A 15,592-nucleotide genomic window follows, 5' to 3' on the forward strand; every position below is an offset into this window, starting at 1 on the left:
ACACCTTTAAGCTACAAGTTGTGTAAAACCTCTTCAACTCAATTAATAAAGCCATAATAAAAAGCCACCAACCAGAATCACTGGCTGATGGCTTTCTTGTCTTAATCAAATGGAGGCGAGGGGAGTCGAACCCCTGTCCGAAGATAACGACACATAAGCTTCTACGGGTGTAGTGACAGTTTTGATGTCACCCTAGAAACTCCCTGTCACCGGATTCCCTTCGGGTCAGCCTGATTATCTTCTTCAGCTCACCGCAGGCGGAGATGAGACAGCGTATTCCACTATTTGTTAGCCCCTATCCCAGTCACATGGACGATGCTGGGTAGAAGCACGCACACAGTTTCTTAGGCTGCGAAAGCGTAGTTGTTTTGTTGTTTGCCGTTTAATAGGCTTTAGCGTTGATGAAGCGGACGCGTCCCCACTACCCGCTACCCATGCTCGAACTATCCCCGTCGAATCCATAAACGCCCCCTTATTATAAAAGGGCTCCACGGATAAAACCGGAAATACCGGAGCATAAGCATGCATAATATCAAAAGCTGAATCCTAGGATTCAACACTCGAACAAAGTTAAAAGCTTTAAAACTGACTACTTCGTTAGTATACCATATTACAGGTCATTACGAAACGAAATGAAGCTATTTAAGCCTTATAAAATAGCACCATTACAGGAACAAGTAACTTCTCCACGTAATTTGTACCATACCCAATAATACAGCAACTTATCTTGCAATTTTCTGCTTCTCGCGCAAAGCACGTTGGATATCACGCTGTGCATCGCGTTTAGCGGCAGCATCACGTTTATCATACTGCTTCTTACCTCTACCCAGTCCGAGCAGAAGCTTGGCATAACCATTGCGAACATAAATCTTTAACGGAACAATCGTGTAGCCTTCCTGTTTGGACAATCCGATAAGCTTGCGAATCTGTTCTTTATGCAACAGCAGCTTACGTGTACGCGTCGGATCGGTAGGATTATTACGATTGCCTTGCTCGAAAGGACTGATATGCATATTGTGAATATGAATTTCGCCATTACGGATCGTAGCAAATGCATCACTTATATTGGAGCGACCATTCCGTAGAGACTTAATTTCTGTTCCCGTAAGCACCATGCCCGCCTCGTAGGTGTCCTCAATAAAATAGTCATGGGAAGCTTTTTTGTTCTGGGCGAGCACTTTCCCGTCTGCCTTCTTACCCATGAATACCACTCCTTATGAATAACGTAATTCACTCTTGAAATCCAGGCATCAAAATCCAGCTACAAAGAGCCACCTAGAAATATATTGTAACAAATTTCAGATGGTAAAAGCAAGAAAGGTCAAGCCTTCTACATTTCAAACTGCACTTATATCACACTTAAAACCAAGCGGCTTCCATCCAATACAGCAGACAGAAACCGCCCGTATAACCTATGCTTCAAGTCAGCTTCATTCACTGCAATGGAAGCTCCAGCCTTCAAAGTAAGTAAGCTCTAGCTACCTACTTCTTCTTTTTCCTCACAAAGCCCGCGGTGCTATTGCCGCCACTTCCGCCCTTATTCTTCCGCTTGCGCCGTGCTGCGCCTTCACCGTTTGGTCTGGCATCACTCCCTGGTGTAGCTGCTCCGCCGATGAAAATACCGCTGGCAGACGTCTTCTTCCGTCGCTTGCTTGCCCCGGATGCTGGCGAGTTATACCCGCCCTTGCCACTGCCAAAGCCGAAGTTGCTAGCTGAGCCGGCTCCAGCTCCGTTTCCGCCGCCGCGCCCGGAACGACCTGCGGTGCTAATCCCTCCGTTACCAGCGCCAGCTTCTTTTGGCTTCCCGGTAACATCACGACCGCCTTTACGCTCTTTGCCAGTCTTGTCCTTGCCGCCCTTGCGGTCACGCCCTTCTCGGCCTTTGCCTTTACCACGGCTCTCGCCACGCGCAAAGTCTCCACCCTGTCCTTTACCGCCAGTCCGTTCACGGCGTGGCCGTTGCTTCATATCGACAAGTTCAAAGTCAATTGTGTAATCTTCCATATTCACGCGCGCGACGCGAACCTTAACCTCATCCCCAATGCGGAACACCTTGGAGGTGCGTTCGCCAATCAACGCCATATGCTGCTCGTCAAAGTGATAATAGTCGTCCGTAAGCGCACTCAGACGCGTCAGGCCCTCCACTGTATTGTCCAGCTCAATGAACATCCCAAAGCTGGTTACACTGCTGATGATCCCCTCGAATTCCTCACCGACCTTGTCCAGCATGTATTCAGCCTTTTTCATCTGCTCTGTATCACGCTCTGCATCCACAGCCACACGCTCACGCTCGGAAGATTGCTGCGCAATATCAGGCATACGTGCAGTCAAATATTCCTGACGCTCGGCTGTTAAAGCCCCGCCATTCTCCAATACCTCACGAATGACACGGTGAATCACCAAGTCAGGGTAACGACGGATCGGCGATGTAAAATGAGAGTAATACTCCGCTGCCAATCCAAAATGTCCTGTCGACTCCGCATCATACTTTGCCTGCTTCATCGAACGCAGCATCATCGTGCTAAGCACGGTTTGCTCCTTCGTACCCTGAATGTCTTCTAGCAACGTTTGTAGCGCACGCGGATGAATGGAATTCCCTCTACCTTTGATCTGATGCCCAAAATTAGCTGCGAAAGCCATAAAGTTTTGCAGCTTCTCTGGATCTGGGTCCTCATGAATCCGGTACAAGAAAGGTACTTTGAGCCAATGGAAATGTTCGGCTACCGTTTCATTGGCCGCCAACATAAACTCTTCAATAATTTGTTCAGCTATCGTACGATCTCTCTTTACAATATCGACAGCTTTGCCTTCATTATCCACAATCACTTTGGCTTCATCAAAGTCAAAATCAACCGCACCTCGGCGCATTCGATTAGCACGCAGCTTCAATGCCAATTCCTTCATCGTGCTGAATACATCAATGAGATCCTTGTACCGTTCCATCAGTTCAGCATCTTCCTCTTCGAGGATTTTGCGAACGTTAGTGTACGTCATCCGTTCCTTCGTTTTAATCACACTGGTGAAAATATCATGCTTTACAACCTTCATATGCTCATTGAATTCCATCTCACAGGATAAAGTCAGTCGATCCACCTGTGGATTCAAAGAACATATTCCGTTCGAAAGTCGATGTGGAAGCATAGGAATGACACGGTCAACCAAATACACGCTACAACCGCGGTTATATGCCTCCTGATCCAGCTTGGAGTTCTCACGCACATAATACCCTACGTCGGCAATATGAACGCCCAGACGGTAGTTTCCGTTCGGCAAGCGCTCTACATTTACAGCATCATCCAGGTCTTTAGCATCCTCGCCATCAATGGTAACAATAATCTTATCACGCAAATCGCGCCGTCCCTGACGGACAATCTCTTCTTCCGTAATCGCGTCGGGAGCTTTTTCCGCTTCCTCTGTTACTTCATCTGGAAAAGCTTCTGGAAGCTGATGCTTGCGAATAACGGACAAAATGTCAACGCCTGGATCATCCTTATGACCCAAAACCTCCAACACTTCGCCTTCCGCCGCAGCTCGTCCTTCTGGATAGCTCACAATACGCACAACGACCTTTTGCCCGTTCACAGCTCCGTTGAAGCTATCCTTTGGAATGAAAATATCCCGGTTAATACGCTTATCATCCGGCAAAACGAAACCGTATGCTTCGTGGCTCTGAAACACGCCTACTACTTGAAGCACTGCGCGCTTCACGATCCGTACAACTTCACCTTCTAGTCGACCGCCCGCAGGTCCCTTCGAGGACACTCTTACCAGTACCGTATCTCCATTCATCGCACTCTTTAAATCATTGGCATGAATATATACATCCGGGTGCTCCCGGTCCTCTGGAATCAGAAAAGCAAATCCCTTGGCATGAGCCTGCAAACGCCCACGCTGCAAATCCATTCGTTCCGGCACACCATAACGGTTTGTGCGGGTCAGCAGAATTTTCCCCTCTTCCTCCAAGGCATTCAAAAGCTTAAGAAATTCACGGAAATCTTCCGCATCCTTAATATCAAAGTGCTGCTCCAGCTCCTGGTAAGTCATGGGTTTGTATGCGGTCTCGCGCATAAAATCGAGTAGTTGTTGCTCTGTTATCATAATATTGTCCACCTCGGGTGACCTTTAATTTTCAGTAATAAATCCGTATGTCCTTGTTCCTTGTTCCTGATACAAGGCTCTTAATATACTCATACCCTAGTATACACGAATTTAATCGACGGCATCCCTGCCTGTCCAAAATCTAAAAAAAGCCCCCGTTTCCCGCGAAACGAAGGCTTAAGGTACATATTTATCTTATTTTGCAAAAAATGCAACTAAAACAGAAACGATCATGAAACCCGCACCCAAAACAGCAGTTGCGCGTTGTAAAATCAAATCCATACCGCGAGCTTTTGTCTTGCCGAACAGATGCTCAGCACCGCCAGAGATGGCACCGGACAAACCTGCGCTTTTCCCCTTTTGCAGTAAAACAACCGCAATAACAGCAATCGAGAACACAACGAGCAGCACTTTCAAAAAGATTTCCATGAAAAATCCCACCTCCTGAGCTTATACATCTGTTTTGCAAAACAACACAGCCTCTTTTATGAAAACATGTACATATCATGTTATAAATAGCCGGAAATTAACGCAAAACACTATTTTTATTCTACCACAGCTTCCAGTAGATAACAACAGCTATAGCAAGTCACTCAGCCATTAAGCCTTTGCAAAGTTATAAATTCTCATACACATCCATAATAACAAAAAACAGACCTGCTCGCGGTGGCGAGTAGGCCTGTTTTATTCATGCGAAAAAGCTTTGAGCGTTCAGACTTCATGATCATAAACCATGAGTCAAGAGACGTCATCAGCATTTTTGCGCAATATTATTTTTTTAGGTTGTAGAAAGATTTCAGGCCGTGGTATTGAGCCAGTTCACCCAGTTGATCCTCAATGCGGAGCAATTGGTTGTACTTCGCAATACGATCAGTACGGGAAGGAGCACCTGTTTTAATTTGGCCTGCATTTGTTGCAACAGCGATATCAGCGATTGTGCTGTCTTCGGATTCACCAGAACGGTGAGAGATAACAGCTGTGTATCCTGCACGTTTAGCCAATTCGATAGCATCGAATGTTTCAGTCAGCGTACCGATTTGGTTTACTTTGATCAGGATGGAGTTACCGATGTTTTCATCGATACCTTTAGCCAGACGCTCTGTGTTTGTTACGAACAGGTCGTCACCAACCAATTGGATTTTGTTGCCCAATTTTTCAGTGAGCAATTTCCAACCTTCCCAGTCATCTTCGGAGCAACCATCTTCAATAGTGATGATTGGGTATTTATCAACCCAAGAAGCAAGCAGGTCAACGAACTCAGCAGAAGTGAAGGATTTGCCTTCGCCTTCCAAAGTGTATTTTCCATCTTTGAAGAACTCAGTGGAAGCAACGTCCATACCGAGGAATACGTCAACACCTGGTTTGTAACCAGCTTTTTCGATTGCTTCGATAATAGTGGACAGAGCTTCTTCGTTAGATTTGAAGTTAGGAGCAAAACCACCTTCATCACCAACAGCTGTGTTCAAACCTTTGGAGTTCAGTACGGATTTCAGGTTGTGGAAGATTTCTGCGCCTACACGCAGAGCTTCTTTAAATGTAGGAGCGCCTACAGGCAGAACCATGAACTCTTGTACGTCAACGTTATTGTCGGCATGAGCGCCACCGTTAACGATGTTCATCATTGGTACTGGCAATTGTTTAGCATTGAATCCACCCAGGTAAGTGTACAGTGGCAAGCCCAGAGCTTCAGCAGCAGCGCGAGCTACAGCCATGGATACAGCCAGAATTGCGTTTGCACCCAATTTACCTTTGTTATGTGTACCATCCAATTTGATCATCAGCGTGTCGATTTCTACTTGGTTCACAGCATCCAAGCCGATTACTTCAGGAGCAATAATTTCGTTCACGTTTTTAACAGCTTGCAGAACGCCTTTACCCAGGTAACGGGATTTGTCGTTATCACGAAGCTCTACAGCTTCGTGAGCGCCTGTGGAGGCACCGGAAGGAACGATAGCACTACCGATAGCACCGGATTCCAGATATACTTCAACTTCAACCGTAGGGTTACCACGGGAGTCGAGGACTTCGCGAGCGTACACGTCAGAAATAATAGTCATTTGTACTTAATCTCCTTTGTGAATCATGATTTATTGGTCAAGCCTATACTTATTAAATCAAGCTTACTTGCGGGATGCAATCATAGATTTTCCTGTCATTTCCGCAGGTTGCGGAAGTTGCATCAAATCCAGAAGCGTTGGAGCTACGTCAGCCAGTATTCCATGCTCACGCAAAACGATATTTTCGTCAGTCAAAATGAACGGAACCGGATTAGTTGTGTGAGCTGTGAACGGACGTCCCTGCTCATCAATTTCCATATCCGCGTTACCATGGTCAGCAATGATAATAACCACGCCGCCTTTGGCTTTAACCGCATCTACAACACGTCCAACACATTCATCCGTCGTCTCTACCGCCTTAATCGTTGGCTCCAGCATACCGGAGTGTCCAACCATATCCGGATTGGCAAAGTTCAGGATAATTGCATCATGCTTGTCGGCTTCGATTTCCTTAACAGCAGCATCCGCTACTTCATACGCACTCATTTCCGGCTGCAAGTCATATGTAGCCACTTTAGGCGAGTTGATCAAAATACGAGTTTCGCCAGGAAGCTCCACATCACGTCCGCCACTGAAAAAGAAAGTAACGTGCGGATATTTTTCAGTCTCAGCAATACGCAATTGCTTTTTGTTGTTTTGAACCAACACTTCACCAAACGTGTTATCCAGGTTTTTCGGTTCGTAAGCTACAAAGCCTTCAACCGTTTCGCTGAACAACGTCAGGCACACAAAGTGCAAATCTTTAGGCCATTTCGGGCCACGGTCAAAACCACGGAAGTCCGCGTTTGTAAATACCTGAGACAGTTGAATCGCACGGTCAGGACGGAAATTGAGGAAGATAACAGAGTCATTGCTTTCGACCAGACCTACAGGACTTCCGTCAGCCTTCACAATAACCGTTGGCTCCACAAATTCGTCGAACACTGATTTTTCATACGATTCTTTTAATGCTTCCATTGGATCTGTGTATTGAGGACCTTCTCCGTACACGATTGCACGGTAGGATTTCTCTACACGTTCCCAACGTTTGTCGCGGTCCATAGCATAATAGCGTCCTTGTACAGTCGCAATTTTACCTACGCCCACTTCTTGAATTTTAGCGATCAGCTGCTGCATGAAGCCTACGCCGCTGTCAGGCATAACGTCGCGTCCATCCATGAAAGCATGAATGTACACTTCTGTTAAGCCTTCTTTTTTCGCCAAGTCCAGCATAGCGAACAGATGGCTGATATGGCTATGCACGCCGCCGTCGGACAGAAGTCCGTACAGGTGAAGTTTCGTGTTGTTCTTCTTGGCATGTTGCACTGCTTTAACCAGTGTTTCATTGTCGTAGAATTCACCTTCACGGATGGACTTCGAAATACGAGTCAAGTCTTGATATACAATTCGGCCTGCGCCGATGTTCAAGTGACCTACTTCGGAGTTACCCATTTGTCCTTCAGGCAGACCCACTGCTTCGCCAGAAGCCGTCAGCGTTGTATGAGAATACTGTTGTAAATACCGGTCGTAATTCGGTTTGTTGGCCTGCGCAACCGCATTACCTTCTACGGTGTCACGCAATCCGAACCCGTCCATAATAATTAAAGCTACCGGTTTTGGTGCTGTCATCTTACTTCGCCCCCTCAACAAGCGCGATGTACGACGCCGGTTGAAGACTGGCACCGCCCACGAGCGCGCCGTCGATATCGCTTTGACCCAGGTACTCAGTAACATTTTCAGGTTTTACACTGCCACCATACTGAATACGTACAGCATTTGCTGTATTTTCATCATACAGCTCTTTAATCAGACTGCGGATATAGGAAATCACTTCATTCGCATCTTGCGAAGTGGAGGATTTGCCTGTTCCGATGGCCCAGATCGGCTCATAAGCAACAACTACTTGTGCAGCCTGATCCTTAGCCAAACCAGCAAAAGCTGCTACAGTTTGCACTTTTACAACCTCTTTGGTTTGTCCAGCTTCACGGTCTTCCAGCTTTTCGCCTACACACACGATTGGAGTCAGGCCATGACGGAATGCCGCATGAACCTTTTTGTTCACCGTTTCGTCTGTTTCATTAAAATATTCACGACGCTCGGAGTGTCCGATCACAACGTAATCTACGCCCAGATCTTTCAGCATTCCACCGCTAATTTCACCTGTAAATGCACCATCTTCTGCAAAGTGCAGGTTTTGTGCGCCAATTTTAATAGACGTGCCTTTTACTGCTTCAACCAGAGCAGGAAGATTCGTAAATGGTGCGCAAATCACGCTTTCCACTCCTGCAACCTCTGCTTTGCCTTTGATCTCTTCGATGAAAGTTTTAGCTTCTGGTACGGTTTTAAACATCTTCCAGTTACCCGCGATAATCGGTGTTCTCAATGGTTTCAACTCCTAACTATTAGGTGCCCTAAAGCTTTATTCACTCATAGTGCGTTTATTATTTATCGTTCAGTGCGACAACACCCGGAAGTGCTTTGCCTTCCATAAATTCAAGTGATGCGCCGCCGCCAGTAGAGATATGATCCATTTTGTCAGCCAAGTGGAATTTTTCAGCCGCAGCCGCAGAATCACCGCCACCAATGATGGTGTATGCTTCAGTTGTTGCGCAAGCTTCCGCTACTTCACGAGTACCACCAGCGAAAGGCTCGATTTCAAATACGCCCATTGGTCCGTTCCATACAACCAGTTTGGAGTTTTTGATCACATCTGCATAGATTTTACGTGTTTTCGGTCCGATGTCCACGCCTTCCCAATCTGCAGGAATGCCGTCGATATCCACAATGTCCGTGTTCGCCGTAGCGCTGAAATCGTCAGATACAACAATATCAACCGGAAGATAGAAGTTTTTGCCGAGTTTCTTCGCTTTTTCAATAAATCCAAGAGCTACGTCCAGTTTGGATTCATCCAGCAAAGATTGACCCACTTCATGACCTTGAGCTTTGAAGAATGTATAAGTCAAACCGCCACCAATGATTACGTTATCTGCAATGTTCAGCAGGTTGTCGATCACGTCGATTTTGTCTTTTACTTTGGAACCGCCGATAATGGCTGTAAAAGGACGGTCTGGATTCGACAAAGCTTTACCAATGACAGATAATTCTCTTTCCATCAGCAAGCCAGAAACAGCCGGAAGAATATGAGCGATACCTTCAGTGGAAGCATGAGCACGGTGTGCTGCACCAAATGCATCATTCACGAAAACGTCGGCCAGTTCAGCAAATTGCTTCGCCAATTCAGGATCATTCTTTTCTTCTCCTGCATAAAAACGTACATTTTCAAGCAACAGCACGTCGCCGTTTTGCAGTTCAGCCACTTTCGCTTTAACAGCTTCGCCTACCGATTCGTCCACTTTAACTACTGGCTTTTTCAGCAGCTCAGACAAACGTACGCCAACAGGAGTCAGACGCATGGATTCAACAACCTGACCTTTTGGACGTCCAAAGTGACTCGCCAAAATAACTTTTGCACCTTTTTCAATCAAGTAGTTAATGGTTGGCAAGGTTTCACGAATACGCTTGTCATCCGTAATTTTACCGTCCTCAACCGGAACGTTAAAATCTACACGAACAAACACCCGTTTTCCATTCAGTTCTATATCACGTACGCTCTTTTTGTTCATCTCCATATTCCTCCGCACCCTTATAATTTTACGAAACAGGAATTTAAGGCACATTTGATATATAAAGAGCGGAAACAATAACCTGTTTCCGCTCTATGTTATTGCTCAATAAGACTGTTCTTATTTAGCCAGTTTTGCGAAGTATTCCAACGTGCGGATCAATTGTGCAGTGTAGGACATTTCGTTGTCATACCAAGCTACAGTTTTCACCAGTTGTTTGTCGCCAACAGTCAGAACTTTAGTTTGAGTTGCATCAAACAAAGAACCGTAAGTGATACCTTTGATGTCGGAAGAAACGATTTGATCTTCAGTGTATCCAAAAGTATCAGCATCAGAAGCTTCTTTCATTGCTGCGTTGATTTCTTCAGCAGTTACGTTTTTCTCCAGAACTGTTACCAACTCAGTCAGGGAACCAGTTGCTACTGGAACACGTTGAGCCGCGCCATCCAGTTTACCTTTCAGTTCAGGAATTACCAGACCGATAGCTTTTGCAGCACCAGTTGTGTTAGGAATGATGTTTTCAGCTGCTGCGCGAGCACGACGGAAGTCACCTTTAGCATGTGGAGCATCCAAAGTGTTTTGGTCGCCAGTGTAAGCGTGAATTGTAGTCATCAAACCTTCGATGATACCGAATTTGTCTTGCAGTGTTTTAGCCATAGGAGCCAAGCAGTTTGTTGTGCAAGAAGCACCGGAGATTACAGTTTCAGTACCGTCCAGAATTTCATGGTTTACGTTATAAACGACAGTTTTCATGTCGCCAGTAGCTGGAGCGGAAATAACAACTTTTTTAGCGCCGCCTTTCAAATGTTTCTCAGCAGCTTCTTTAGTTGTGAAGAAACCTGTGCATTCCAGAACGATGTCTACACCCAGGTCTCCCCAAGGCAGTTCTTCAGGGTTGCGGTTAGCCAAAACTTTAACTTCTTTACCGTTTACTTTGAAGAAGCCGTCATGTACTTCTACTTCTCCTTGGAAAGTACCTTGTGTTGTATCATATTTCAACAAATGTGCCAACATTTTGGAATCTGTCAAGTCATTGATTGCTACTACTTCAATACCTTCCACGTTTTGAATCCGGCGGAAAGCAAGGCGTCCAATACGTCCGAAACCGTTAATACCAACTTTAACTGTCATGAGTGAGTTCCTCCCAAAGTTCGTTTAGTTTAGTTTTATATATTCAAGACAGACCCGAAAGCCCGTCAAGACAACACCATTCATAAATCCATCTTAACCATTTAAATAATGACTTACAATCTCGGCAGCAGCGCCTTCGTCGGTGACTAGAATGTCTTCTTGTCCGAAACGCAGTACCGCATGAATAGCGGCCGCCTTGCTCTTGCCTCCAGCTACACCTAGAACCGTATCGGTACGCCTGATGTCCTCTAATCGAAGTCCAAGCGTCAGCATTCTGTGAACAACGACGCCATCTTCGTTAAAGTAATAACCAAACGATTCGGCAACGGCCCCCTCACTGCTGATCTGAGCAAAGGTTTCGGGATCAAGTTTACGTCTATGTGCCATCGCTATGGCGTTGCCTATCCCGTGAATGATGATACGACTCTCGCGAATCAGGTTCAATATATCCTGAATGTTCGTATCTTCAAGCAAGGAGTTGTAAGCATGATTGCTGAGCAAATCCGGTACATGGAGCAGACGGTATTGAGCGCCTACCTTGCGAGCCATTGTGGAAGCAATTGTGTTGGCCTGCATTTCCATGCTTTCTCCCAACCCCCCGCGTGCTGGTACAAACCACCCACCCTTAAGTGGGCCATTAGAAGGTAGTGCCAGTTGTTCCGCCACGTCGGCAATCGTCGTGCCACCTGTTACAGCGACCACATCCTCGTCGTCCATAACACTCAGCAACGCTTTTGCTCCAGCGCGCCCCAGCTCCTGCTTTGTTAACGGAGAAGCATCCGAATCCCCTGGAACGACAACCACCTTCCTCAAACCATAGGCTTGACGAATCTGGTCCTCCAATTGGGACAGGCCGAACAAGTTGTTCGCAATCGGCTCCAGCTGTTCCAGCAGATCCAGTCCTGCTTTGCTCACCTTCATGCCTACACTCTCAATCTCAATTAGCCCTTGAGCTTTAAGAAGATCGGTTTCGGCGCGCAACACGCGCTCAGTCATGTTCAGTGAAGCTGCCAGTGTTCTGCGTCCAACAACATCGGACAGCATAATCTGATGCAGGATCGTGTACCTTTTTTTCAAAACATCCATGAGGTCGGGCAGAAGCTGCTTCTGTATTTCTAATATCTTTCGCATGCTTTCCACTCCCGCACACTTCTAAGTTCTGTCTCTAATGCTCTATCTCTAACTGGTCTTAAAACGTCCCGGGATAACTTTTTAAGTCCCACGTATATCTTAACCAATATTTGCTCCACATGCAAGTCTATCTGAACCTATATTTCTCAACCATTTGCCTGAATATGCGCATTTAATAAAAGCTTGCAATTCACTGCTGTATATCATATAATCATCTTTGTTTCCAATTAGCTGTTTAATTAGTTAGTTGTTTGCATTGATTGAACTATGCGCCCGTGGTCCAACGGATATGACGTAGGCCTCCGGAGCCTGAGATCGAGGTTCGATTCCTCGCGGGCGCGCCATTTTAAATGAACTCATAAATGCTTCTATATAATGTTTTAACCGATAAGAGCGCTGAGGGCTCTTTTTTTTAATCATTAGTTTGACTTTCTTTGACTTTTTGTTTGAAATTGTTTATCATGTGGTTAATACGGTAACAGTTTATAAATAAGGGACGTGTAATCGGCATGTCCACCAAATCCACTAACGATATTTAAGGGAGGTTTTTTGACGTGAGCTATGTTCCTATGGTAGTAGAACAAAGTAACCGCGGCGAACGCGCCTATGACATTTATTCCAGACTGTTGAAGGATCGCATTATTTTGTTAGGCTCGGACGTCAATGACGTTGTAGCCAACTCTATTATTGCGCAAATGCTGTTTTTGGCTGCCGAAGATCCTGAAAAAGATATTCACTTGTATATTAACAGTCCTGGCGGTTCCATTACAGCTGGTATGGCCATTTTCGATACGATGCAATACATCAAACCTGACGTATCTACGATTTGCGTAGGTATGGCGGCTTCCATGGGCGCGTTCTTGCTAAATGCAGGCGCCAAAGGTAAACGTTTCGCTTTGCCAAACAGTGAAATTATGATTCACCAACCACTGGGTGGTGCACAAGGCCAGGCAACGGATATTGAAATCCGGGCACGCCGCATTCTGAAAATGCGTGACAAATTGAACCGCATTCTCGCAGATCGCACAGGCCAACCACTGGAGCGCATTGAAAAAGACACAGACCGTGACTACTTCATGTCCGCTGATGATGCCAAGGAATACGGTATTATTGATAAAGTGCTAACTAGCTCCTCTCCAGAAGGTGTATAAGAGAAGAAATTTGCCTCTCGATAGCTGGTAAATGAAAAAGCTGCCCCGGATGTTTTATCCGGTAGGCAGCTTTTTTGCTTTATTGTTTTTTTAGGTTATATACAATTGGAATTGTTTATTTGTACTATTCACTCTGTCCCGCAAAAGGCTTTCCGCCTTGTGGCAGCAGTTGACCGAACGAGTAGGTGAACTCTGGAATTCCATACGCGTATGGCGCATAATCATACAAATCAAACACGATTGTTACTCCACTGCTCGTCACATAAAAATTCTGATCTGCCGCCAGCTCTTTAAATTTGCCGAATCCTTCGCCAGCCTGAAGCGCATCGATTTTTTTCTTCAAATCAGCATTGAGGAACTTTTTGTAGTTCGGATTTGCCTTCAAAACGTCAGACAATTGCAGCAGTTTACCATCAGCGAGCGAGAACGTATATCCTTTACGTGCCGTCATGCCATGTGCGCCACCCGTATACGAGTAATCCTGCATAATTACACTCAGAATACCATTTTTGTTATAGGCAATCGCAAAATCATTTCCGAACTCATACGGTCTTTCTGTTGTAGCCTCTCCCTCAGCCATCATCTTTTTGCCTGCTGCCAATATACCCTCTGCATGCTTTTTAAGCACATTGTTAATGGCCTGTTGAGCCTCAGGATTCAGCTGGCTGCCGCTGATTTGCGGGTACTTAATCTTGTAGGACACCTTCGCATTACTCGATGCTGGAAGTGTTTGAGACGCAATGGTGATCGGATTTAGCTGGCTTTTACTCAGCGTTACTGTTTTCTGAGCAGCATTCCATTGAGCATCTATGCCTAGATAGTCTTTCAGCAGACTCATAGGAATGTATAGCTTCCCAGCGATCTGTTTGGCATCCATGCTACGTGTATTGATTCCATTGACGTTGACGTAGGCATCCGAGGAAGAAGCCATAATGTAAAGTTTATTGTACCCGCTACCTACGGTATATGTCGCTGTTTTCGCATCATAGCTTACTGGAATTCCCAGGCTGTCACGCAGTGCGGCCACCGGAATCATTGTACTCCCGTTCACTTGAACACCTTTAGCGGGCAACGTTTTACCATTCCATTGGATGGTGATTCCTGGTTGCTGTGTTGTCGCTTGTTTGGTCGATGCTGCCTGGATATAGGAAACGGGAACAGCTGCGACTCCTGCTAAAATCCCTGCTGCTAGCAGTGCTGAACCCCATTTTTTCGCATGCTTACTCATATTAAGTATTCCTCCTGTTATTGATCTGTATTGTGTATGTGTGATAATTACTTTTCTTATTATATCTATACCCTATTGTATGTAGTTTACAATCTGTACACTCTCCGATTTCAATATGTACACCTAATAACCCTTAGCTATGACAGACTCATTACAAAAAGGTTTCGATATACAAAAAGAGCCAGCAAGCCAGCCTACGCATGATGCAGGCCGCTTGTGGCTTCGTTTGATGATCTGTATTAGTTCATTTCGTACTGAGCCGACACCTGAACTTTCACTGTTACTTGTCCTGATTGGATCTCTGTCCCGCCACCTGCTACGTCCAAGAGCGATTTTGACATGGCATTTTCACGTTGTGTAAAGACCTGTGCTTCTCCGCCATCTACCGTCACACTCACAAGGACACCTAACCCGCGTTTGGCTGCTTTAGCTACAGCACTCGCTTTAGATTGTGCGCTTCCCAATGCCTTAGTAATGGCTTCCTCTTCATAAGTCGAAGGATCTTCCACGGAAAAACGTACATTATCCACGTTATTGGCTCCGGACTTGGTCGCCTCATCCAATAACTGACCGATTTTATCCAAATCGCGGTATTTGACGGAAAGTGTATGGTTGGCAGTGTACCCTTTGAGCTTTTGCCCTTCTTTTTCGTTATAGGTGTAGTTAGGCTGTACATAAAACTGGCTGGTCTGAATGTCATCTGCGCTGATGCTCCACTTTTCTTTCAGCAGTTGTGTAACCTTGTTCAATTTTGTAGCATTGGCTTTTTGAGCAGCGGCTGCCGTATTCCCTTCTGATTGTACACCGATAGAGAGATAAGCAATATTGGGCTTCGCCAATACTTCCCCGCTTCCAGTCACATTAATTACACCGTTTACCGTCGAAGCTGTTGACGCAGCATAGGCACGATCTGCCCCTGTCCATAATCCTCCTGCTACTCCCCCTGCCATTAATGCTCCTGCGAGAACTGCCGTGGCTACTGTTTTTGTCCAAAGTCTCATTGAATTCAACCTCTTTCTTGTAAATGTTTGTACCTTCCAGACGGAAATGACGGAAAAAGGTTGCAGCCAAGCATACATATTTCCGAAACAGAGCATGACCATGGAAATTTTAATTATTTATAACTTGAACTTAATACGGTCTCTATATTCAACAAATCCACACATAGAACAGTTAACGGAGGAGCGTTCGAAG

The 15,592-nt window shown here is 45.6% G+C and carries 12 protein-coding genes, 1 tRNA gene and 1 other RNA gene; 2 read left to right on the forward strand and 12 right to left on the reverse strand.

Annotation, left to right across the window (positions count from 1 at the left end):
• Window positions 1-107 precede the first annotated feature (107 nt).
• The 10 genes from ssrA to NLX73_RS21700 all read right to left on the reverse strand — a co-directional run bounded on the left by ssrA (window position 108) and on the right by NLX73_RS21700 (window position 12,019).
• Window positions 108-472, reverse strand: a transfer-messenger RNA (tmRNA) gene (gene ssrA / locus NLX73_RS21655).
• 250 nt (window positions 473-722) lie between these two features.
• The gene (gene smpB, locus NLX73_RS21660; RefSeq protein ID WP_013308270.1) at window positions 723-1,202 is read right to left on the reverse strand and encodes an SsrA-binding protein SmpB; all 480 of its coding nucleotides are present in this window, start codon (window positions 1,200-1,202) and stop codon (window positions 723-725) included.
• 280 nt (window positions 1,203-1,482) lie between these two features.
• Window positions 1,483-4,098 (reverse strand): ribonuclease R, encoded by a 2,616-nt coding sequence (gene rnr, locus NLX73_RS21665; RefSeq protein WP_254327305.1) that lies wholly within the window; start codon window positions 4,096-4,098, stop codon window positions 1,483-1,485.
• 195 nt (window positions 4,099-4,293) lie between these two features.
• Window positions 4,294-4,527 (reverse strand): preprotein translocase subunit SecG, encoded by a 234-nt coding sequence (gene secG / locus NLX73_RS21670; RefSeq protein ID WP_013308268.1) that lies wholly within the window; start codon window positions 4,525-4,527, stop codon window positions 4,294-4,296.
• Between the two features lie 341 nt (window positions 4,528-4,868).
• The gene (eno, locus tag NLX73_RS21675; RefSeq protein ID WP_013308266.1) at window positions 4,869-6,155 is read right to left on the reverse strand and encodes a phosphopyruvate hydratase; all 1,287 of its coding nucleotides are present in this window, start codon (window positions 6,153-6,155) and stop codon (window positions 4,869-4,871) included.
• Between the two features lie 63 nt (window positions 6,156-6,218).
• A complete protein-coding gene (gene gpmI, locus NLX73_RS21680) occupies window positions 6,219-7,763 on the reverse strand; it encodes a 2,3-bisphosphoglycerate-independent phosphoglycerate mutase (RefSeq protein WP_254327306.1) in 1,545 nt (514 codons plus the stop codon).
• A gap of 1 nt (window position 7,764) precedes the next feature.
• Window positions 7,765-8,517, reverse strand: a complete 753-nt coding sequence (gene tpiA / locus NLX73_RS21685) for a triose-phosphate isomerase (protein WP_013308264.1) — start codon at window positions 8,515-8,517, stop codon at window positions 7,765-7,767.
• Between the two features lie 58 nt (window positions 8,518-8,575).
• Window positions 8,576-9,757 (reverse strand): phosphoglycerate kinase, encoded by a 1,182-nt coding sequence (locus tag NLX73_RS21690; protein WP_013308263.1) that lies wholly within the window; start codon window positions 9,755-9,757, stop codon window positions 8,576-8,578.
• Between the two features lie 120 nt (window positions 9,758-9,877).
• Window positions 9,878-10,888 carry a type I glyceraldehyde-3-phosphate dehydrogenase gene (gene gap, locus NLX73_RS21695; protein WP_165179540.1) on the reverse strand — a complete coding sequence of 337 codons (1,011 nt, stop codon included), beginning with the start codon at window positions 10,886-10,888 and terminating at the stop codon, window positions 9,878-9,880.
• Between the two features lie 93 nt (window positions 10,889-10,981).
• The gene (locus NLX73_RS21700; protein ID WP_013308261.1) at window positions 10,982-12,019 is read right to left on the reverse strand and encodes a sugar-binding transcriptional regulator; all 1,038 of its coding nucleotides are present in this window, start codon (window positions 12,017-12,019) and stop codon (window positions 10,982-10,984) included.
• Window positions 12,020-12,288: 269 nt separating this feature from the next.
• On the opposite strand from NLX73_RS21700, the gene NLX73_RS21705 reads away from it, so the two are divergent.
• Together NLX73_RS21705 and clpP are read left to right on the forward strand one after the other, a co-directional pair.
• Window positions 12,289-12,363, forward strand: a tRNA-Arg gene (locus NLX73_RS21705).
• Between the two features lie 210 nt (window positions 12,364-12,573).
• The gene (clpP, locus tag NLX73_RS21710) at window positions 12,574-13,170 is read left to right on the forward strand and encodes an ATP-dependent Clp endopeptidase proteolytic subunit ClpP (RefSeq protein WP_013368815.1); all 597 of its coding nucleotides are present in this window, start codon (window positions 12,574-12,576) and stop codon (window positions 13,168-13,170) included.
• A gap of 124 nt (window positions 13,171-13,294) precedes the next feature.
• Here clpP and NLX73_RS21715 read toward each other — a convergent pair whose 3' ends face one another.
• Window positions 13,295-14,398, reverse strand: a complete 1,104-nt coding sequence (locus tag NLX73_RS21715; protein ID WP_254327307.1) for a PdaC/SigV domain-containing protein — start codon at window positions 14,396-14,398, stop codon at window positions 13,295-13,297.
• A gap of 239 nt (window positions 14,399-14,637) precedes the next feature.
• On the reverse strand, window positions 14,638-15,399 hold the full coding sequence (locus NLX73_RS21720) for an SIMPL domain-containing protein (RefSeq protein WP_254327308.1): 762 nt from the start codon (window positions 15,397-15,399) through the stop codon (window positions 14,638-14,640).
• Window positions 15,400-15,592: the final 193 nt, after the last annotated feature.

The organism is Paenibacillus sp. CH40 (genome assembly GCF_024213605.1).
In the GTDB taxonomy this organism is placed as follows: domain Bacteria; phylum Bacillota; class Bacilli; order Paenibacillales; family Paenibacillaceae; genus Paenibacillus; species Paenibacillus polymyxa_B.